The 20345-nt window shown below is 66.8% G+C and carries 26 protein-coding genes and 1 pseudogene; 24 read left to right on the top strand and 3 right to left on the bottom strand.

Annotated elements, in window-relative coordinates; genetic code table 11:
* Window positions 1-130: 130 nt before the first annotated feature.
* The 16 genes from H0523_RS19385 to H0523_RS19310 all read left to right on the top strand — a co-directional run bounded on the left by H0523_RS19385 (window position 131) and on the right by H0523_RS19310 (window position 12905).
* A complete protein-coding gene (locus tag H0523_RS19385) occupies window positions 131-376 on the top strand; it encodes a hypothetical protein (RefSeq protein ID WP_180180128.1) in 246 nt (81 codons plus the stop codon).
* Window positions 377-795: 419 nt separating this feature from the next.
* Window positions 796-1389 (top strand): phage neck terminator protein, encoded by a 594-nt coding sequence (locus H0523_RS19380; protein WP_054433294.1) that lies wholly within the window; start codon window positions 796-798, stop codon window positions 1387-1389.
* Window positions 1390-1399: 10 nt separating this feature from the next.
* Complete coding sequence (locus H0523_RS19375) at window positions 1400-2875, top strand: DUF3383 domain-containing protein (RefSeq protein WP_054433293.1); 1476 nt, start codon at window positions 1400-1402, stop codon at window positions 2873-2875.
* Between the two features lie 13 nt (window positions 2876-2888).
* Window positions 2889-3329 carry a tail tube family protein gene (locus H0523_RS19370; RefSeq protein WP_054433292.1) on the top strand — a complete coding sequence of 147 codons (441 nt, stop codon included), beginning with the start codon at window positions 2889-2891 and terminating at the stop codon, window positions 3327-3329.
* A gap of 3 nt (window positions 3330-3332) precedes the next feature.
* Window positions 3333-3782: a phage tail assembly chaperone gene (locus H0523_RS19365; protein WP_054433291.1), complete on the top strand. Its 450-nt coding sequence runs from the start codon at window positions 3333-3335 to the stop codon at window positions 3780-3782.
* Between the two features lie 26 nt (window positions 3783-3808).
* Window positions 3809-3967, top strand: coding sequence for a DUF6889 family protein (locus H0523_RS19360; protein WP_180180126.1), 159 nt, complete (start codon window positions 3809-3811; stop codon window positions 3965-3967).
* Window positions 3960-5636, top strand: a complete 1677-nt coding sequence (locus tag H0523_RS19355; RefSeq protein ID WP_054433289.1) for a phage tail tape measure protein — start codon at window positions 3960-3962, stop codon at window positions 5634-5636. Before H0523_RS19360 ends, H0523_RS19355 begins: the two co-directional genes overlap by 8 nt.
* Window positions 5629-6228 (top strand): phage baseplate protein, encoded by a 600-nt coding sequence (locus tag H0523_RS19350; RefSeq protein WP_054433288.1) that lies wholly within the window; start codon window positions 5629-5631, stop codon window positions 6226-6228. The genes H0523_RS19355 and H0523_RS19350 overlap by 8 nt, the downstream gene beginning before the upstream one ends.
* A 9-nt stretch (window positions 6229-6237) precedes the next feature.
* On the top strand, window positions 6238-6537 hold the full coding sequence (locus H0523_RS19345) for a phage baseplate plug family protein (protein ID WP_054433287.1): 300 nt from the start codon (window positions 6238-6240) through the stop codon (window positions 6535-6537).
* 1 nt (window position 6538) lies between these two features.
* On the top strand, window positions 6539-7567 hold the full coding sequence (locus H0523_RS19340) for a phage protein (RefSeq protein ID WP_231689799.1): 1029 nt from the start codon (window positions 6539-6541) through the stop codon (window positions 7565-7567).
* 34 nt (window positions 7568-7601) lie between these two features.
* The gene (locus H0523_RS19335; protein ID WP_054433286.1) at window positions 7602-8345 is read left to right on the top strand and encodes a Gp138 family membrane-puncturing spike protein; all 744 of its coding nucleotides are present in this window, start codon (window positions 7602-7604) and stop codon (window positions 8343-8345) included.
* An 8-nt stretch (window positions 8346-8353) separates the two neighbouring features.
* On the top strand, window positions 8354-8707 hold the full coding sequence (locus H0523_RS19330; RefSeq protein ID WP_054417648.1) for a contractile injection system sheath initiator: 354 nt from the start codon (window positions 8354-8356) through the stop codon (window positions 8705-8707).
* Complete coding sequence (locus tag H0523_RS19325) at window positions 8704-9885, top strand: baseplate J/gp47 family protein (protein WP_054433285.1); 1182 nt, start codon at window positions 8704-8706, stop codon at window positions 9883-9885. Before H0523_RS19330 ends, H0523_RS19325 begins: the two co-directional genes overlap by 4 nt.
* A gap of 1 nt (window position 9886) precedes the next feature.
* Window positions 9887-10552, top strand: coding sequence for a DUF2612 domain-containing protein (locus H0523_RS19320; RefSeq protein ID WP_054433284.1), 666 nt, complete (start codon window positions 9887-9889; stop codon window positions 10550-10552).
* 13 nt (window positions 10553-10565) lie between these two features.
* Entirely contained in the window at window positions 10566-11534 is a 969-nt protein-coding gene (locus tag H0523_RS19315) for a hypothetical protein (protein WP_180180127.1), read from the top strand.
* Window positions 11535-12371: 837 nt separating this feature from the next.
* A complete protein-coding gene (locus H0523_RS19310) occupies window positions 12372-12905 on the top strand; it encodes a hypothetical protein (protein WP_238925127.1) in 534 nt (177 codons plus the stop codon).
* Window positions 12906-12908: 3 nt separating this feature from the next.
* Here the strand turns inward: H0523_RS19310 and H0523_RS19305 are convergent, their stop codons facing one another.
* Window positions 12909-13931, bottom strand: a complete 1023-nt coding sequence (locus tag H0523_RS19305) for a tyrosine-type recombinase/integrase (RefSeq protein WP_054433259.1) — start codon at window positions 13929-13931, stop codon at window positions 12909-12911.
* 185 nt (window positions 13932-14116) lie between these two features.
* On the opposite strand from H0523_RS19305, the gene H0523_RS19300 reads away from it, so the two are divergent.
* From H0523_RS19300 to H0523_RS19285, 4 genes are all read left to right on the top strand, one after another.
* Complete coding sequence (locus H0523_RS19300) at window positions 14117-14578, top strand: hypothetical protein (RefSeq protein ID WP_054433260.1); 462 nt, start codon at window positions 14117-14119, stop codon at window positions 14576-14578.
* Window positions 14568-15098, top strand: a complete 531-nt coding sequence (locus H0523_RS19295) for a hypothetical protein (RefSeq protein ID WP_054433261.1) — start codon at window positions 14568-14570, stop codon at window positions 15096-15098. Before H0523_RS19300 ends, H0523_RS19295 begins: the two co-directional genes overlap by 11 nt.
* Window positions 15079-15351 (top strand): hypothetical protein, encoded by a 273-nt coding sequence (locus tag H0523_RS19290; protein ID WP_054433262.1) that lies wholly within the window; start codon window positions 15079-15081, stop codon window positions 15349-15351. The genes H0523_RS19295 and H0523_RS19290 overlap by 20 nt, the downstream gene beginning before the upstream one ends.
* 344 nt (window positions 15352-15695) lie before the next feature.
* Window positions 15696-17273, top strand: a complete 1578-nt coding sequence (locus tag H0523_RS19285) for a diguanylate cyclase (RefSeq protein ID WP_054433263.1) — start codon at window positions 15696-15698, stop codon at window positions 17271-17273.
* Between the two features lie 19 nt (window positions 17274-17292).
* Here the strand turns inward: H0523_RS19285 and H0523_RS19280 are convergent, their stop codons facing one another.
* Window positions 17293-17535, bottom strand: a complete 243-nt coding sequence (locus H0523_RS19280) for a hypothetical protein (protein WP_054433264.1) — start codon at window positions 17533-17535, stop codon at window positions 17293-17295.
* Window positions 17536-17703: 168 nt separating this feature from the next.
* Here H0523_RS19280 and yddG point away from each other — a divergent pair, with 168 nt between their 5' ends.
* Entirely contained in the window at window positions 17704-18612 is a 909-nt protein-coding gene (gene yddG, locus H0523_RS19275; RefSeq protein ID WP_054433265.1) for an aromatic amino acid DMT transporter YddG, read from the top strand.
* A 56-nt stretch (window positions 18613-18668) separates the two neighbouring features.
* On the opposite strand, the gene H0523_RS19270 is transcribed toward yddG, so the two are convergent.
* Window positions 18669-18860, bottom strand: a complete 192-nt coding sequence (locus H0523_RS19270; RefSeq protein WP_054433266.1) for a hypothetical protein — start codon at window positions 18858-18860, stop codon at window positions 18669-18671.
* 258 nt (window positions 18861-19118) lie between these two features.
* Between H0523_RS19270 and H0523_RS19265 the strand changes: the two genes are divergently transcribed.
* From H0523_RS19265 to H0523_RS19255, 3 genes and pseudogenes are all read left to right on the top strand, one after another.
* Entirely contained in the window at window positions 19119-19373 is a 255-nt protein-coding gene (locus H0523_RS19265) for a hypothetical protein (protein ID WP_054433267.1), read from the top strand.
* Between the two features lie 130 nt (window positions 19374-19503).
* A complete protein-coding gene (locus tag H0523_RS19260; protein ID WP_054433268.1) occupies window positions 19504-19698 on the top strand; it encodes a hypothetical protein in 195 nt (64 codons plus the stop codon).
* Window positions 19699-19859: 161 nt separating this feature from the next.
* A pseudogene (locus H0523_RS19255) lies at window positions 19860-20345 on the top strand (hypothetical protein); the annotation flags it as partial.

The raw sequence follows: 20345 nt of genomic DNA, 5'->3' as shown, positions 1-20345 counted from the left end.
CGTGACGCGGGGCCGAGCCAGGCAGACACCAGGCACATACCAGGCAGACATCTGGCAGACGCCAGGCACATCTGGCACAAGCCAGGCTCACGCGAAACACCCGCCGGATAACGGTGCAACGCGGTGCGACATGCCGGGATTGCTTGGGCGGCAGGTGTTGCGCCACAATTCGTTCATGGCGTCGCGGTTCACGCCGACGGACTTTCCGGTTGGCAGCAAGCCCGCAACAAGCAACAAGCAAGCAGCAACAAGCAAGCAGCAACAAGCAAGCTGCAACAAGCAAGCTGCAACAAGCAAGCTGCAACAAGCAAGCAGCAACAAGCAACAAACAAGCAGCAAGCAAACCAGGCCCGCCGACAGCGGGCCTTATTTATGAGAGGGTACGTGTGCCCGGCCACCGCCGGAAGGCGGATGAATCGCCGGATACGCGTCCCTCGCGTTCTTTGCAGTTCCCCGAGACAGGCTCGCCACAGGCGGGCCTTTTTCATTTGCGCGCCCCGCGTTCTCTTCGAGAGCGCGGGGCGTTTTGCTTGGCGCCGCCCGCAAGGCGGGGCCCAGCGGCCTGCCGCCTCGCCGTTCCTTCCATGACCGGGCCTTTCTCCCGCCCGCGGTGACCTGGAATGGCTTGAGGCGGCAGCCCGGTGGGCGACAGCCGGAATCCGCCGCAACCCGGCCGCACGCATTACGCAACGCGGCACCGCGCCGATGGCGCAGCAAAGTCGGCGTTCCGCCTCCAGGCCTCTGGATTCCCCCAAACCCGCCCTCGGGCATCTCAACACGACAAAGGAGCGACGCATGGCGAATAGTTCGGCCACCGGCGGCTACCTGGCGCCGATCGCCATTTCTCCGCCCCTGGAGGATGCCGAGCTCGAGGCGCTGTTGCATGGGTTCATCGCCGGCGTGTCCGGCCTGCCCGCAGACATGGTTCGCACACACTGGCCCGCGGCCGGCGTGGAACCGCCCGCGCAAACCGATACCTGGTGCCTGATGGACATCCGGTCGCAAACCGCGGACGCCGGTCCGGTCGTTGCCCACGACCCGACCGGGGAAGGATCTGATTCATACGTTCGGCACGAAGACATCGAGGTGCTTTGCTCGATGTACGGACCGCGCGCGCTGCGCCATGCGGCGTTGCTGCGCGATGGCGCCGCCGTGCCGCAGAACCGCGAGCCCTTGCTGACGCAAGGCATGGCGGTCGGCGGCGCGGGGCCGATCCTGGCCAGGCATGAACTGGTGAATCAGCAGTGGATACGGCAGTTCGACATGACCCTGCACTTCACGCGGCGGGTCACGCGCAGCTATCCGGTCCTGAATCTCCTGTCGGCGCAAGTCACGACGCATGCCGCGTCGCTGTCCCCGACGGACAACATCAACCACCTTGAAGATTAAGGGATTTACCATGGCTAATGGATTGCCGGTATCACGCCTGATCAACGTCACGATCAACATGTCGCCGCTCGCGGCGCAAGGCGCGAGCCTGAACACCGCGCTGCTGCTGGGCTCGTCCGCGGTCATCGACACCGGCGAGCGCATGCGCTCCTATGGCGGCATCGACGCCGTCGCCGCCGACTTCGGCACCAGCGCGCCCGAGTACCGCGCGGCCCTGCTGTACTTCCAGCAGACGCCCCAGCCCTCGCAGCTGTACATCGGCCGCTGGGCCAAGGGCGCGACCTCGGCCACGCTGCGCGGCGCCGTGCTGTCGGCCGCCGAGAAGCAGATGTCGGCCTGGACCGCGGTGACCGCGGGCGCCTTCACGCTGACCGTCGACGGCACCGCCAAGACGGTCAATGGCCTGGACTTCTCCGGCGCCACCAACCTGAACGGCGTCGCCACGATCATCTCGACGGCCCTGGCCTCGGCATCGGTGCTGTGGAACGGCTCGCAGTTCGTCGTGACCTCGAACACCTCGGGCGCCACGTCGACGCTGGGCTACGCCTCGGCCGCCGGCGCCGGCACCGACATCTCGTCGATGCTGGGCCTGACCGCGGCCAAGGCCTCGGCGCCCGTGGCCGGCGTCGTTGCCGAGTCCCCGGTGGACGCCGTGTCGCTGTTCCTGGACCGCTTCGCCAACAAGTTCCTGGGCCTGGCCTTCGCCGACGCCGATATCACCAGCGCGCAGCACCTGGCCGTGGCCGCCCTGATCGAGGCCGACCAGCGCCACCTGTATGGCGTGTCGACCCAGGCGCCGCAGGTGCTGGACCCGACCAACCACGACGACATCGCCAGCCAGTTGAAGGCGCTGAAGTACAAGTACTCGATCGTGCAGTTCTCCAGCGCCAATCCGTACGCGGTGGCCTCGCTGCTGGGCCGCATGCTGACGGTGAACTTCAACGCCAACAACACCACCATCACGCTGATGTACAAGCAGGAGCCCGGCATCGTCGCCGAGACCCTGAGCAGCAGCCAGGCCGACACGCTGGCGGCCAAGAACTGCAACGTGTTCGTCAATTACGACAACGACACGGCCATCATCCAGTACGGCGTGACGCCCAGCGGCATCTTCATCGACTCGGTCTACAACGCAATCTGGTTCCGCAACCGCGTCCAGACCGACGTCTACAACCTGCTGTACACCAGCCCGACCAAGGTGCCGCAGACCGACGCCGGCAACCAGCTGATCGCCTCGGTGATCGAGGCTGCGTGCGAGGCCGCCGTCAACAACGGCTACCTGGCCCCGGGCGTGTGGAACTCGGCCGGCTTCGGCGCTCTCAAGCAGGGCGACACGCTGGCCAAGGGCTACTACGTCTACGCGCCGGCGATCGCCACCCAGTCGCAGGCCGACCGCGAAGTGCGCAAGGCCGTCCCGTTCCAGGTCGCCGCCAAGGAAGCCGGCGCCATCCACACCGTCGACGTTCTGGTCACGGTCAACCGCTAAACAGGAGTAGCAGATGTCTACCTATTCGTTCGCTGATATCAGCGCCAGTCTCGTGGGCCCGGGCGGGGTGATTTCGCTGGGTTCCGGCTCGGGCGTGGCCGATGAAGGCATCGCCATCGCCGCCAAGGCCGAGAAAAGCGCCATGACGGTGGGCGCCGACGGCGAAGTCATGCACACGCTGCGCGCCGACAAGAGCGGCACCGTCACGCTGAGCTACCTGAAGACCTCGCCGGTCAACGCGCAGCTGCAGGCCCTGTACGACGCCCAGTCGCTGGACAGCCGCCTGTGGGGCAAGAACCTGATCACCATCACCAACCCGGCCACGGGCGACGTGACGGCGTGCCGTTCCTGCGCCTTCAGCAAGAAGCCCGATCTGACCTACAAGAAGGACGGCGACGTGGTGAAGTGGACGTTCGACGCCGCGAAGATCGACACGATCCTGGGGATCTACTAAGCCATGTCACAGGAACTTGATCTGAACGGCCACCGGTACTCCATCGGGAAACTGAGCGCCAAGCAACAGTTCCACGTGTCGCGCCGCATCGCTCCGATCGTTCCTACGCTGATCCCCGTGTTCGTCCGCCTCGCGGCGGGCGGGCGCGGGATCACCGAGGATCCGGGCGGCATGGCCGATGTCCTGCAACCGCTGGCCGACGGCCTGGCGGCGATGAAGGACGAGGACGCCGACTATGTGCTGGACACCTGCATGCAGGCGGTCCAACGCAAGCAGGAACATGGCTGGACCGCCATCTGGTCGGCCAGCCAGCGCGTGCCGATGTTCCAGGACATCGACCTGTCGGTGATGCTGCCGCTGGCGGTGCGCGTCATCGTGGCAAGCCTCGGGCCTTTTATTCAAGGGCTGCTTACCAGCCAGACCGGCAGCCCCGAGGCGACACAGGCTGGCTGAAGAGCCTGCCCGGTGGCGAGGACTGGTTGCTGGCGCCGGTCCTCGAGGGGCTCTGCCAATACGAGTCCCTCAAGGACGGCACCCTGGACCTGGCCGACATCGCGCTCCTGAACGACGCGCTGTCGGTCCGGGCAGACAACAAGGCGGAAGCGTACCGCCGCCACATGGCAGAAAAAAATGGCTAATACAACCGTGCCCATCAGCCTGTCGGGGTTGATGGGCCCATTCAAACTCGACAAGGACGACCTGAAGGACCTCAAGCAGGCGATCGGCGACTCGCGCAAGCAGAGCCTGGCCGACGCGCTGGCGGTGTTCGCGGGCCGCGCGAAGAGCGTCGTCGACTTCGCCGAGAACAAGATCGCCCAGTTCGAGCAAGGCTATTTCGCCGCCAAGCTGGGCGGCACCTCGGGCCGGGACATGCGGGCGTTGGAGACAGTCGCGCAGGGCTTCGGCGTTTCCGTCGAAGCGATGCGCAGCAGTACCCAGGCGCTGCACCGCAACGTGCGCGACGATCCCAAGATCGCCGCGCTGCTGGAACAGCTGCACATCTCGTCGAGTGATGGCGCGGGCGCCCAGCGCAACAGCGCCGACCTGATGCTGGAGCTGAGCGACGCGCTCAAGCGCATGGATCCGGCGCAGGCCCGGGCGACGGGCGAGAGCCTGGGGCTGGACCCGGGCGTCATGGAGGCTCTGCGCGATCCCGAGTTCGGGCAGCGCCTGTCGGTGCAGCGCGATGCCCAGGAGAACAGCACGGTCGAGGCGGCCGGTGAACGCGCGCACCAGCTGATGGGCACCATCCGTGAATTGAGCGGCTCCGTCAACGCGATGTTCGCGCAGGCGCTCCTGACGATGGGCCCGAAACTGCAGGAGACGCTCGACGGCATTTCGGCCTGGTTCAAGGAGAACGGCCAGACGGCCGGCAAGCGGCTGGGCGAGGTCGGCAATTTCGTGTTGTCGATCATGTCGTTGCTGGGGCCGGTGATCAGCCTGATCACCTGGCTCGACGACCTGACCGGGGGCTTGAGTTCGCAGCTCCTGGTGCTGGTCGGCGGCTTCCTGATGCTGGGCGGCGGCGGCGTGGTGGGGGCCTTGATGGGCCTGGTCTCGCGACTGGGCGGCATGCGCTCGATCATCAGCGGACTGGGTACTCGGCTGGCCGCGCTGCCTGGCCAAATCAGCGGTTTCGTGAGCCGGGCCTGGACCGCGACCAGCAATTTCGTGGGCGGCGTGTTCGGCAGAATGACCTCGATGGGGCGGACGGCCGTCACCCAGATGAGCAACATGGCCGGCGCGGTCTGGTCCTGGATGGGCAATATGGCCGCGCGCGGTGGTGCGCTGGTGGTCGACAGCGTCAAGGCGGCCGGCGCCTCCGCGTTGCAATGGGGGCAGTCACTGTGGGCCTCCGCCAGTTCGTGGATCGGCCGCATCGTCGACGGCGCCAAGAGCCTGGCCCGCGGCGTGGCGATATCGCCGGTGGCGGTGGGGGTGGGACTGGGCCTGTATCCCAGCACGCTTGGGGACGGCACGCTGAAGTCGCTGCAAGGCGACGGGCGTTTCGGCCTCGGGCAAGCGGAGCCGGGCTTCAACGGGGCCGGCGGCAGTTGGCAACCGCCTCCCATGGACGGCGCCCGGATCGAGCCGTGGCGGGACTACCACTCCGGCTTCGCGCTTGGCGAAGCGGGGGGCGCCGCGCTGGCGCCGCCGGCCGCCGCCGCGCCGGTGTCGGTCAATGCCACCACCACCATCTACGTCAACGGGTCGGCCGATCCCGGCGCGACCGGAGCGGCCGTGGCCAATCAACAGAGCCGGGTCAACGCCGACCTGACGCGCAACCTGCAGGGGTCCTATGACTGACACGAATTTCACGGGCACCGACATGGTGGGCCTGCTGTCGAAGAAGATCGGCGACATCGTGGTGCAGGCGACCATCACCGAGTCGCACGAAGATACGCTGAAGATCACCAGCCATCCGGTGGAGTCGGGCCCCTATGGCCGCTCGGCGATCAGCGACCATGCCTTCAAGCTGCCGCTGTCGCTGACCATGAAGTGCGCCTGGAGCAACGCCTCGTACGAGGCGTTGCGCGGCGCCCGGGCCAGGGACGTGGCCAATGGCAAGGCGGCCGCCGACGATTACGCCACCGCGATCTATTCGCAGCTGCTCAGTCTGCAGGAGTCGCGCGAGCCGGTGGATGTGATCACCAGCCGGCGCCGCTACAGCAGCATGCTGATCGAGAAAATCGCGGTCGAGAACAGCCGGGAGACCTCCGGCGCCGTGTTCGCGACCGTGACGCTGCGCGAAGTGATCGTGGCGCAGACCCGCAGCACGTCGCTGCCGCCCTACGCGCACCAGAAAGAGAAGGAAAAGACCGCGGACAAGCAGAACCTGGGCGTGAAAGCGTCCCGGCCCGCGGCCGCGCCCAACGGCGGCTCGCTGCATTGGAACTAGGAGATCCGCATGAACTACTTCGAGATACCTCTGTCGCCGATCCCGCAGGTGTTCGCCATCTCGCTGGGCGGTGACGATTACCGGCTGACGTTGCAGTATCGCGACGGCTGGATACTGGACGTGGCCGATGACCTCGGCCAGCCGCTGGTGTCCGGCATTCCGCTGGTGACGGGCCTGAACCTGCTGGGGCAGTACCGGCACCTGGGCTTCGCCGGCGGCCTGCGCGTGACGGGGGCGGAGTCGCCCGACGACGCGCCGACGGCCACCGACCTGGGCCGTGGCGCCAAGCTCTATTGGGTGGCGGACTGACATGGCCGAGACGACCACAATGGAGCCGATCGCCGTATACGGCGATCCGGTCGATGACGATGAGGGCGTGCGCCAGTGGGGCCGGAAGGTCTCGCTGATCGTCGGCGACGAGGAAGCGCTGGATCTGTCGGCGCTGAGCTTCAGCTTCGGCATCAAGCGCAACGACGTCAAGTCGCCCAACACCGCCACCATCAAGGTGATGAACGCCAGCCGCGAAACGGCCAGCCTGGTGCAGCGCGAATTCACCCGCGTGGTGTTGCAGGCAGGCTATGAAGGCAACTATGGCGTGATCTTCCATGGCAACGTGGTGCGCGCCAAATGGGGCGGTTCGGGTGACACCGAGACCGTGCTGGAAATCACCGCGGCCGACGGCGACAAGGCCTACAACTTCGCGGTGGTCAATGCCACCGTGCCCAAGGGCAGCTCCCGCGCCGACAAGGTGAAACTGCTGTGCTCGGCCATGAATCCCTACGGCGTGCGCCAGGGTTACGTGCCCGACCTGGGCGGCAAGAAGTCGATCCGCGGGGCGGTCATGTCCGGCATGGTGCGCGACTACCTGCAGGATGTCTGCGGCAGCGCGAACACGCTGTGGAGCATCCAGGACGGCAAGGTGGTGGTGGTCCCCGAAACCGCCTATGTGCCGGGCTCGGTGCCCGTGCTGTCCCACGACAGCGGCCTGGTGGGCATGCCGGAGCAGACCGAGAAGGGCATCAAGCTGCGGATGCTGCTCAATCCCAGCATCCGCGTGGGAGGGCTGGTCAACCTGGACAACAGCCGGATCGCCGAGTATGGCTTCCAGGCCCGTTCCGAGGGCAAGGACGCGAACGAGATCGATCGCACCGAGCAGCGCCGCATCAGCGGCGATGGCTACTACTACGTGATGGAAGTCGAGCACCGAGGCAATACGCGCGACGACGAGTGGTACACGGAGGTCCTTTGCCTGGCCACCGACGCCACCCTGTTTCCCGGCGACCTGGGACGGGCCGGCGCCGAGGGCGACGCGGCCAAGCCCGCCGCCGTCGTCAAGTAGCGCGCGGTCCGGCCCTATCTCTGCAGGAAGATTCATGAACCGACTTGAGACTTTGAACGATCCGCAAGCCGCGATCGGCGCGGCGCTGCATGGCGCGCTGGCGCAGACCTGGACCGCCATGCCGGCGATCATCGGCGCCTTCGATCCGGTGGCGATGACGTGCACGGCGCAGCCCGCCATCCGGGCGCGGGTCAAGACGCCCGAGGGCCGGCAGCACAGCCTGGAGTTGCCCTTGCTGGTGGATTGCCCGGTGTATTTCCCCTCGGGCGGCAACTGCACGTTGACCTTTCCGGTCAAGGCGGGCGATGAGTGCCTGGTGGTGTTTGCCTCGCGCTGCATCGACGCCTGGTGGCAGTCGGGCAAGGTGCAGGACCAGACCGAGATGCGCATGCATGACCTGTCCGACGGCTTCGTCTACGTGGGCGTGCGCTCGCAACCCCGCGTGCTGCCCGCGGTCAGCACCAGCGCGACCCAGCTGCGCAGCGACGATGGCTCGACTTTCCTGGAACTGGATCCGGCAGCCGGCAAGGTGAAGATCGTGGCGCCGGGCGGCTTCGACGTGGTTGCGCCGGTGTCCGAGTTTTCCGGACAGGTGCTGGTGAACGGCCTGCTCAGCTATCTGGCGGGGCTGGTGGGCAGCGGCGGCCAGGGCAATACCGCCCAGATCACCGGCGTGCTGAACGTGATCGGCCAGATCCTGGCCAACGGCAAGCGGGTCGACGATACCCATACCCATACCGCGCAGGGCGCCAATGCGGTGACCACGCCACCCAACTGAGGATTCCTATGCGTTACCGAAAACTGGACGCCGATGGCGACTATTCGTTCGGCTCGGCGCGGGCCGATTTCCACCGCGATACGGCGCAGGCCGTGGCCCAGGCCGTCAAGACCCGGCTGATGCTGGCGCGCGGAGAGTGGTTCCTGGACGTGACCGAAGGCACGCCCTGGAACGGCGAAGTGCTGGGCAAGCAGCCCCGCGCCAGCTACGACTGGGCCATCCGCCAGCGCATCCTGGGCACGGCAGGCGTAACCGACCTGGCCGAGTATTCGAGCCGGCTCGACCCGCAAACCCGCGGCTTGAGCGTGACGGCATCCATTTCAACCCTTTATGGCACGGCCACTGTGCAGGCGGCATTATGACGATTCTTTCCACAGCCCCGGTCATCGACGCCGCGGGCATCCGTGCGCCGAGCTATGGCGAGGTGCTGCAGTATTTCAAGGAGCAGTACCGCGGCATCTACGGCGCCGATACCTACCTGGAGGCGGACAGCCAGGACGGTCAGTTGCTGGCCGTTTTTGCCCTGGCCATCCATGAAGCCAACTCGGCGGCGATCAGCGTCTACAACGCGTTCTCGCCGGCCACCGCCGCCAACGCGGCGCTGTCGAGCAACGTCAAGATCAACGGCCTGGTCCGCGGCGCCGCGACGCGTTCGTCGGTGGACCTGCGCATCGTGGGGCAGGGCGGCGTCACCATCGTCGATGGCGTGGCGATGGATGCCAACCGCGGCCGCTGGCAACTGCCGGCCAGCGTGACGATTCCGCCTGGCGGCGAGATCACCGTCACCGCCCAGAGCCAGGCGCTGGGCGCCGTGACCGCAGCGGCCGGCAGCATCAACCAGATCGGCACGCCGACGCTGGGCTGGCAGTCCGTGGTCAACCCGGCGGCGGCAACGCCAGGCGCGCCGGTCGAGAGCGATGCCGCGTTGCGGGTGCGCCAGGCCGTCTCGGTGGCCCTGCCGTCGCGCAGCGTGCTGGAGGGCACCATTGGGGCCGTCGCGTCGGTGCCTGGCGTGTTGCGCCACGCCGCCTTCGAGAACGACGGCGCGGTGGCGGACGCCCACGGCCTGCCGCCGCACAGCATCGCGCTGGTGGTCGATGGCGGCGACGCGGCGCTGATCGCGCAGGCCATTGCCGCCAAGAAGACGCCGGGGACCGGCACGCACGGGACCACCACGGTGGTCGTGACGGACATCTACGGCATCGCGCATCGCATCCGGTTCTTCCGGCCCACGATCGTGCCGGTGGCGGTCGACGTGCAGCTGCGGGCCTTGCCGGGCTACACCACGGCCATCGGCGTGGCGGTGCAGCGGGCGGTCGCGGACTACATCAATGGTGTCGCGATCGGCGGCGGCGCCAGTGCGTCGGTGGAGTGGGCCGACGCCATTTCGGCGGCCAATGGCGTGGCCGGCAATGGCACGTTCAAGATTTCCGGGCTGACGCTGCGCGGTCCCGCCGGCAGCGGCGCGCCTGACGTGTCGCTGGCCTTCAACGAGGCCGCCGCCGCGACGCCGGACGACATCAAACTCACGGTGACCTGATATGGCCAATACCGACGATTATCTCGGGCGGCTGTCGGCCTATTACCGCTCCAAGCCCAAGTTCAATGCGACCGTCGCCGCGCTGTGCGGGGCGGCGGCCGGACTGCGAGAGCTGTACGGCGCCATGCCGGCGGCCTTCGATCTGGATCTGGCCGTCGGCGTCCAGCTGGACGCCGTGGGGCGCTGGGTAGGGCTGGACCGGAAGGTCCGGACGCCCATTTCGAATATCTACTTCTCGCACGACGTCGACGGCCTGGGTTTCGACCAGGGCGTGTGGCAGGGCCCGTTCGATCCGGACAGCGGCCTGACCGAGCTGGACGACGAGACCTATCGGCTGTTGTTGCGCGCCAAGATCGGGGCCAACCACTGGGACGGCACGCTGGAGGCATCGGCGGCGATCCTGGATCGCATTTTCGGTGGCGGCACGCATGTGTTCATCCAGGACAACGGCGACATGTCGGTGGATATCGGCGTCGCCGGTACGCCGCCGTCCGCGCTGTTCCTGGCGCTACTTACCGGCGGGTACATCCCGCTCAAGCCGGAAGGCGTGCGCGTCAGTTACTACGTCATCCCCTCGGCTGAGGGGCCTTTGTTCGGTTTTGACGTTCAAAACCAATACATCTCCGGGTTCGACGGCGGACTCTGGGGCTCGCTTTTTGCCGGTTGAATAAGGACATTTCGTGGCTATCAATCAAATTCTTCCCTTCGGCACCGTTTCCGGCGCCAACGTGCTCGCTCCCGCCGACTACCAGGCGCTGGCCGCCAGGCTGGGCGGCTTCTCGGCCGGCACGGCCAAATCGAAGGAACTCAACACCGTCTGGCGCCAGGCCTCGTTCGTGGCCGCCATGATCGGCCAGTACATCGCCGACAAGGCCGGCCAGGACGTGCTGGACAACGGCGACCTGGCGGCGCTGCAGGCCAAGTTCGTGGCCGCGCTGGCGGCGTCGCCGGCGCTGACCGGGACGCCGACCGCGCCCACGCCGGCGGCGGGCGACAAAAGTACCCGGCTGGCCACCACCGCGTTCGTCGCGGGCAACTTCCCCAGGATCTACTCGATTACCGCGTTGCCGACGCAGGATGTCGGGCCGATCATCGTCTCGGAATGCGCGGAAGTGTGGACCTGGGTGTCGGGGCAGTATTTCACCGGCTACCGCTCGCCGTTGTGCGGCCGTCCCCTGGACGGCCATACCTCGCTGCCGCTGGCCAGCGAAGTCGATGCCATCGGCGGCCTGCTGTCGAAGACCGACTACGCCGCCCTGTGGGGGTATGCGCAGGAGCAGGGGCTGGTGAAAACCGAGGCTGTGTGGTCGGCGAATCGCGGCAGTCACTGGTTTTCGGACTATTCGGCGACGCAATTCCGGGTGCCCGATCTGCGCGATATGTTCCGGCGTTTTACGGGAACTGACGCTGACACTGCAAATGCGCGGGTGATGGGTAGCCGGCAGGCCGACACGTTCCGGCGCCACTCCCATCGGTTCCAGACTTCCACGGTGACGGGTGCCAGCAACGGCGAGGCCTTGGCGGTGCATCGCAGTGTGATGAGCGCAACAAACATCGTCTGGAACAACGCGGGTTCCACGATTGATGATGCTGGTGGCAACGAGACCCGCCCCGTGAACACTGCCTACCAACCGCGCATCCATTCCTGACGTCTGCCTCACTGCAAATGCGAGAGTTATCGGTACGCGACAATCAGGTAGCGCCATCGCAGTGAACGGCGGTCCAACCGGACTGTCGTCGATTGCTGACTACTCGACCACCGGTGCCGCCTTCTGGGGGCTTGAACCCACGACGGTGGTGTCCGGCATGAAGATCAGCAGCGCACCGGGCACCGCTGGTGTTCCCACCTCCGGTAACGTGGCCCGGGTTCGGCCGATGAACACGGCCTATTACCCGCGGATTCATGCTTGAAATCAGGCATGAATCTGGGGCAGAAAAGCGACATTCGATGGGCGTGTTTCCTTGGCGATACGGGGTGCTCCTTGCCCCGCTTCTCGAAGACTGCCCGAGGCATAGTTGATCGATATCCCGGATGCGGGGTTGGTGGATAGGGATACGGACAAAGAGCCACTGCCGGAGGTTGTGCCGGTGAAGGGATCCCAAAGCTCATGACCATGCCCTTGCAAGGCGTCTGCCTGGCGAGAGGCATGTGCCCGCGCATTAACAGTGAAAAGGGCATCAGGTATGGACGCGCGGGTGGTAAGCGGTGTTGACAGGGCGAGTCTCCGCACCACCGGCGCCATCGGTCGTCATCCCAGAGCCGTCGAGCAAGGCCCAGGCTTGTGTGCCTGTGACCGCCTCAACACGGTTCGGGCTGATGCGATTGGAGATGCCATGACTGTGTTGCTGATACGCCGCCCCCTGCCGGCTACCCATCACCCGCGCATTTGCAGTGAGGCAGACGTCAGGAATGGATGCGCGGTTGGTAGGCAGTGTTCACGGGGCGGGTCTCGTTGCCACCAGCATCATCAATCGTGGAACCCGCGTTGTTCCAGACGATGTTTGTTGCGCTCATCACACTGCGATGCACCGCCAAGGCCTCGCCGTTGCTGGCACCCGTCACCGTGGAAGTCTGGAACCGATGGGAGTGGCGCCGGAACGTGTCGGCCTGCCGGCTACCCATCACCCGCGCATTTGCAGTGCAAATTTCATTCAAAAGGACAAGCAATATGCAAAAAGACGTATTCCAGACCGACAACGACGGTCTGTATCTCTATCAATCTGTCGCCAACGAGTTGGCGCTCACGCCCGGCACGTTCAATATCCCTTACGGCGCGTACGAAGATGCGCCGCCCGCGCCGTCCGTCGGTAAATGGGCCCTGCGTCAGGGAGAAATCTGGACCATGGTCGACGACCATCGCACCACGCCGCTCTGGGTGGTGGCTACGGGACTGCCGTATTCGATCGGCGCCGAGCATGACGGCGCCGACGGCAAGGTCAGCTATCCGGGCTGGGGCACGTTGCCGGCCTGGTTGACGTTGGTGGAGCCGCCGCCGGTCGAGCAGACCGCGACGACGTAGGCGTCAGGCGGCCAGGGGCAGCGCCTCCAGGCCGGCCTCGCGCTCGCGCCGCATTTCCTCAAGCTGGCGGCGGCCCAGCGGGCTGCGCGCCAGCTTCTGGGCCAATTCGCGTCCATGCGGGTGGTAGTAGCGCAGCAGCATGCGCGTGTCGACGTTGCCGTTGACCTTGGCCAATTCGTGGATCTGGAACACGGTGGCGAGCTGCGAGGTGCCTTCGTGGCGCAGGTCATGGAATCGCAAGTCGCGGAAGTAGGCCGCGTTGGGTCGCCGGCCGTAGCGCCGGCACATCTGCTCGTACCCCAGTCTCGCGCGGCGACGCGCGCGGATGAAGGCGCGGGTGACCGAGCCGGGCTGCATGGTGAAGATGCGGCCTCGCATTGGTTTGCCGGTGACCCAGCGACGCAGCGCCTCGCGAGCGCGAGGCGTCAGCGGCACGTCGCGGGCGCGGCCGTTCTTGGTGTGGGGCAAATGCACCACGCCGTGCATCAGATCCAGGTGTTCGCGCTGGATGCCAACCACTTCAGACCGGCGCATGCCGGTTTCCTTCGCCACCGTCAGGATGGTCGGCAATTCCGTCGAGCGGGTGGCGCGGATGATCCATTCAAGCTCCTTGCTTGGACAGTCGTCATCCGACACGCCGCGCAAGGTGATGCGGTCAAACAGCCGGCGGTCGCGCGCGTCGTCGACCGCCGGCCGCCGCACCAGCTGGACGGGATTGGCCAATTGGTCGAAGCCCCAATCCTTGCGAATCACCGTGTAGACGTGCGACAGGAATGCCATGCGTCGCACCACGGTGGCCGGCGCCCGGTCCTTGAGCCATTCGTCGCGCAATTCCGTCAGGTCGGAACTGCGGATGCGATCGACCGGGCGGATGGCCAGGCGCGTGGCGCGCCAGATGCGGGCAATCGACTGTTCCGAGGCATGGCCCTTCTTGGTGGCGGAAACCTCGACCAGGTAGCGGGAGAGCGCTTCGGCGAGGGTCGGGGCGGCTTTGCGGCGGGGCTGGCGGCGGGTCCAGGGTTTCATGGCGATTCAGACTGGGAGATAAGACCAATAGACAACGCAATAGTAACGATGGATACAGGCGGCGCCTGGAACCAACGGACGACAGTGTCGCCCGGATTTCATTTTTCTCATCCGGCGCGCCCCTGCGGCGCCCGTGATGCTCACGGGAGGCAGCAATGCGCACCGTCGACAGGAGCGGTGTAACCATGGAACCGGCATCTACGGGATTGGGCGGTTGGGCCGCCCTGAAAATTGCGCTGGCTTTCGGCATGCCGGCCGCGATGGCGGCGTTGATCGGCATGTTGCTGATGCCGCCGCGCACGCCGCGCGAATTCGTCGCGCGCACCGCCTGCACGGTGGTCAGCTCATTTCTGTTCGGGCCTTTGCTGGCGATCGGCATGATCGCCTGGATGCCCGACCTGATGTCCTCGGCCTACTGGATGGCGCAACGCACCGGCCTGGGCGAGGACGGGCTGCTGGCCATGTTCTATGTGCTCGGCCCGTGCATGTTGCTGGCGGGGCTGCCGGCCTGGTGGGTGCTGGGCGCCTACCTGCGCCTGACCGCCAAGCTGCAGAACCAGGACCTGGTGGATTGGGCGGTCGAGATCCGCCGCAAGACGCTGGGCATGGAAACCCAGACAGACAAGGAGGGCAGGCATGATGCTTGACCAGATCATGGACGACGCGCTGCGGCCGGCGATGGCGCTGTTGCCCGCTCGCATGAACACGCCCGCGGCGGATTGCATGCTGCTGGCCATCGGCCTGCAGGAAAGCCGCTTCGTGCATCGGCGCCAGATCGGCGGGCCCGCCCGCGGTTTCTGGCAATTCGAGAAGGGCACCCGCGCCAGCCGCGGCGGCGTGTGGGGCGTGTTCCTGCACGCGGCCAGCAGGGATCACCTGGCCACGCTGTGCAAGGCGCGCAGCGTGGCGGGCGATCCGGATGCGATCTATGCGGCGCTGGAGTACGACGACGTGCTGGCCGCCGGCGTCGCGCGGCTGCTGCTCTGGACCGATCCGAAGGCGCTGCCGCCGGTCGGCGACACGCAGGCGGCCTGGGCGCTGTATCTGCGCACCTGGCGGCCGGGCAAGCCCAAGCCGGACAGCTGGGGCGGCCTTTACCAGCAGGCCGTGACGGCCATCCGGACGCGGACCGACAGGAGCATGGCGCATGTTGCAACAGTGGATTAAGCGGGGCCTCGGCTTGATGGCGGCAGTGCTGGCGGCCCTGGCCGCCGTCGCCGGGGTGTATTGGCGGGGGCGGGCCATGGGCCGGGCGCAGGAACGCTCGGACAGTGAGGCCCGCCTCCAGGCGCGGGCGGGACAGGCCCGCAAGGAGGCCAGGGATGTGCAGGAAAAAGTGGCTCGCAGCGATGACGATGCCGTGGCTGATCGGCTCAAGTCTGACTGGGTGCGGATCGCTCCCCCCGCGGACCGGGATTGAATATTGTGACCATGCCCGGCCGGTATATTTCAATTCCGCCGCCGAGGTCGACGCGACGCCGGCGGCAATACGCCGGCAGGTGCTCGAGCATAATGAAATGATTTCCCGGCTTTGTTTTTGAGGTAAATTGGGGACGCGATTTTTTCCACCGTCGGCGCGCCTATTTGCCGGCGCCGTCGGGTCGATGGATGGTTTGCTGCGGTCTGGTTCTGCAATAATTTCTGGTTTTCCGTCCCTTCGGGCCGCCGGCCCGGATGACTGTTCCAGGAGAGGCGCGATGGGTCAGAGGGTGCAGTGTCGGCAAGCGTTTTGCCCCGTGCAAATGCGCGGCAGGGAAAAATAATATGGCAGACGGCGAAAGCCTGGTCGCCGCGCGGGTCCGCCCGAAGCTCCGGTATTCGATGCGAACCGGATTGCTGGTGCTGGTGTTCGCCTGTATTACACCGGCGCTGGTGGTGTCTTCGATCGCCGTTTACGAAAGCTACCTGATCCAGAAAGAGCGGATATTCCGCGATACGATTTTCCTGGCCCGCAATCTGACCGCCATTCTCGACCGGGAAATGACCGGCGTCGAAGCCGGTTTGCAGATGCTGGCGTCGTCCCCGGACCTGGTGGGCGGCGACCTGGCGGGGTTCCACCAGCGCGCCCGCGAAGCCATCAAATTCCAGATCGTCGACAGCTATGTGCTGACCGACAAGGAAGGCCACCAGGTGGTCAATACCATGGTGCCCTACGGCACGCCCCTGCCGCCTTCCGGGGTGTCGCAGGAGCTGGCCCGGGTGTTCCGCGCGCGCGAGCCGGTCCTGAGCAGCCTGTTCACCGGTGCGCTCAGCGGCGTGCCGACCATCGCGCTGGGAGTGCCGGTGGTGCGCGGCGACGAAGTCATCTACAGCCTCAACGTCGGCCTGTCGCCCGACCGCATCGGCAACGTGCTGGGACGGCGCGGGCTGCCGGACGGCTGGGTGGCGGCGGTGCTGGACAAGAACGGCACCATCATCGCCCGTACGCGCGACACCGAGAAATTCGTTGGCCAGAAGGCCGTGCCGACGCTGGCGCGGGCGGTGCAGCTGGAGAACGAGGGCTCGCTGGAATCGACCACCAAGGAAGGCACGCCGGTCTACACCGCGTTCAGCCGTTCCGGCCTGACCGGCTGGACGGTGGCGGCGGGCGCGCCGATGACGCTGGTGACGACCGACCTGTACCGCTCCATCGCCTGGCTGGCGCTGGGCACGCTGGCGGCGTTCGGGCTGGGGCTGTGGCTGGCCTTGCGGCTGGCCAACCGCCTGACGTCGGCGGTGCAGGGGCTGGTCGGCCCGGCGCTGGCGCTGGGCGAAGGCCGCACCGTCGAACTGCCCGGCACGCGCGTCAAGGAGGCCGAGGAGGTCGGCACGGCGCTGCTGCAGGCTTCACGCATGCTGGCGCACGCGCAGCACCTGGCGCATTACGATCCCCTGACCGGGTTGTGCAACCGGGTGCTGTTCGGCGAGCTGGTGTTGCGCGAGCTGGCGGTGGCGCAGCGCAGCGGCGAGACCTTCGCCATCCTGGCGATCGACCTGGACGGTTTCAAGGCGGTCAACGACCTGCATGGGCATGCCGCCGGCGATACCGTTCTGAAGGAAGCCGCCGATCGCATGGCCCACGCCATCCGTGTCTCGGACGTGGCGGCGCGGCTGGGGGGCGACGAGTTCGCCGTGCTGCTGCTTGGCGCCAACCAGGAAAACGCGCAGGCGGTGGCCGAGTCCCTGGTCGAGAGCCTCTCGTTGCCGTACCCCAAGATCCGCGTCGCGGTCTCGGCCAGCGTCGGCATTGCCGTCTATCCGCAGTCGGGCGTCACCATGCTGCAGTTGCTGGAGCGTGCCGACGTCGCCCTGTACCGGGCCAAGGGCCTGGGCAAGCGGCGGGTGGCGTCCGACGAGCGTTGAGGCGGCCGCGACGGGCGCATCAGGCGTCGTGGCGGGGCGCGGCGGCGGGCGGCAGGGCGGTCAGCACCTCGCCCGATTTCAGGCGGTAGCGCCGTTCGCCCAGCGCGATCACGCGCTCCCCTTCCGTGGTCCTGAGAATGTAGCCGGTCGTGATGGGCGTCCCCGCGCGCCGGTCGGCGTGCGAGAACACTTCGATCCGGTAGAGCCGGCCGGATGCCGTGGTGGCGAGCACGTCGCTCAGCCTGCGTACAGAGATGGTCATGCGGCGAGATCTCCTTCTTGTTGATCTTCGGTCGGTCGCGCCGCGCCGGCCTGCAATTCCCGTGCCGGCCCTGCCGCGGCGGTTTCCCTGTTTTCGCTACACTGCGTCGTTCTGGCGCGCGCCCCGGCGCGGCGCCCTGGATGGACATCGGGAAATCGGAAAAAAGTAATGCAATCTGCTCCCAGCCGGAACACGGCGACTTTCATGGGATTGATGGCCGTGGTGCTGTGGGGCACCGTCGTCGGCCTGATTCGCAGCGTCAGCGAGAGCTTCGGGCCGATCGGCGGCGCGGCCCTGATCTATACGGTCGGTTCGGGTTTCCTCGTCCTGTTGCTCGGATGGCCCCGCGTGCGTTCATTCCCGCGCGCCTACCTGGTTTCCGGCAGCCTGCTGTTCGTGGCCTATGAAATCTGCCTGTCGCTGTCGCTGGGATTCGCCGCCAATCGCGGCCAGGCGATCGAGCTGGGCATCGTCAACTACCTGTGGCCGTGCTTCACCGTCATCCTGGCGATCCTGATCAACGGCCAGCGCGCCAGCGCCTGGGTCGTGCCCGGCATCGCGCTGTCGCTGTGCGGCATCGTCTGGGTGGTCGGCGGCGACGGCGGCGTTTCCTGGGCGCGCGTGGCGGCCAATGTCTCCAGCAATCCCCTCAGTTACGGCCTGGCGTTCAGCGGCGCCGTCATCTGGGCCGTCTATTGCAACGTCACGAAACGCTATGCCGATGGCAAGAACGGCGTGGCCCTGTTCTTCATGCTGACCGCGGCCGTGCTCTGGATCAAATACGGGTTCAGCGCCGAGCCGGCGCTGCCGTTCGCCTGGCCCGCCGTGCTCGAACTGTGCGTGACGGGCGGCGCCATGGCCGCGGGCTACGCGCTCTGGAACGTGGGCATTCTCAACGGCAATCTGACCTTGCTGGCCACGGCGTCCTACTTCACGCCAGTGTTGTCGACTTTTTTTGCGGCCGTATGGCTGTCCACGCGCTTGACCATGACATTCTGGCAAGGCGTGGCGATGGTCACCGCCGGTTCGCTGATCTGCTGGGCGGCGACGCGCGGCAGGCCGGCCCGGGGCGGGTAGCCCCTGGGTGGCCTTCTGGCGCATCGGATGACGGGGATCCGGGAGGACCCGTCAGCTCAATCCAGGGCGATGGTCTGCGCCACGGCGTAGCCGAGCGGAATGAGCAACAGGGAAGCGAACAGGGAACTGACGATGGCCGCCGATATCTTCAGCCAGGGCTCGGGCCCCGCGCTTTGTATCGTTTGAACCACCAACGCGACGATACCCACAACCATCAAACAGCTGATTACCACTGCTACGTAAGTCATGATGTCTCCGTCCTCGCCTGATTAAAGGGATGCGGCGCCGCTACTGCGGTCTGTCACTTCGTCGCTACGTTTAGTCTGATTGTGCGCCTGTATGGCAGGGTGTGGCGCTAGGGTTTTCCTGGCTCTGGCGGGCGCTGTGGCGTTTTCGCCGCGCACCTTGCAGCATGAAATCGGTGTGCGGCGCAGCATTTTTCGAGGCCCGCCGCGCCCGCGCTTTGCGCTACGATGGCGGCGTCCACCCACTCTCCAGATCGCGAAATGCCGCAACGACTCCGCCCGGGCACGCGCGCCACACTGCAGGTCAGGCAGCTGCTGCCGGGCGAATTCGCCTGGATCATCACCTTGCTGGACCCCGACACCGGCAATGTGCGCAGCACCAATTATTCCGAACGGCGCTATGCCAGCCAGGACGAGGCCTCCGCCGCCGGCAAGGCCGCCGTGGTGGAATTCCTGGGCAACAGCGATCCGAACGGGGTGGAACCCGCCAGGGACGGCAAGCCGTCCAAGTCCTGACCCGCGCCGGCCATGCCCGCAAGCCCTCGTCCGAGGGCTTTTTTGCGTCGGGCCGATGGCGGTCGGCATGCCGGGCACGGCAGTTGCTGGGCAGCGGACCAGCGCGATAGACGCGCCGAGGAGATCCGCCATGTTCCCATCCGACCACCGCCCGCCGGGCGCGCCCGACGACGTGCCGCCCGATGATCCGCCGCTGCCCGGCCATCCGGCCCGGCCCGACGACCCGCGACCCAATCCCAACCATGCGCCCGATGATCCGGGCGAGCCCGACGTCGTCCCGCCGCCGCCCGATCCGCGCGCGCCGGGCACGATCGACCTGGCCTGAGCGCCACCGAATCCCATCCCACACCCAAGGAGGCTTGCATGCGTTCGATCCTGTTATGGCTGCTGGGGGTACCCATTCCCATCATCATCCTGCTGGCGCTGTTCTGGCATTGAGCCAGTCCGGTCCCGCGCCACGGCGCGCAATGTGAACGAGGAATCACCATGGAAAATGCACTCTCGGCCAACCGGCCCTACGACGGCGTGCCGCCGGTGCGGGAATCGGCGGTGTCCGCCGTGTCCTGGGCGGCGGTGTTCGCCGGCGCCGTCATCGCCGCGGCCTTGTCGCTGGCGCTGTTCGCGGGCGGCTCCGGCCTGGGCTTCCTGTCGGTCTCGCCCTGGAGCGGGGAAGGCGTCTCCGCGCCCGCGGCAGGCATCGGCCTGATCGTCTGGATGCTGTTCACGCAGATCGTGGCCTATGGCGTCGGCGGTTATGTCGCCGGCCGGCTGCGCACCAAATGGGCCGACGTGCACGGCGACGAGGTCTATTTCCGCGACACCGCGCACGGCTTTCTGGTGTGGGCGCTGAGCGCGGTCGTGAGCGCCGCGCTGTTGGGCTCGGCGATCGCCACGCTGGCATCGGGCGCGGCCAAGGCCGGCGCTTCCATCGCGGCCGGGGCGGGCGCGGCGGTGACCGCGAGCGCCGCTGCC

This window comes from Achromobacter insuavis (genome assembly GCF_902859645.1).
In the GTDB taxonomy this organism is placed as follows: domain Bacteria; phylum Pseudomonadota; class Gammaproteobacteria; order Burkholderiales; family Burkholderiaceae_B; genus Achromobacter; species Achromobacter insuavis.
This window is presented reverse-complemented; position numbering and strand designations above follow the sequence as displayed.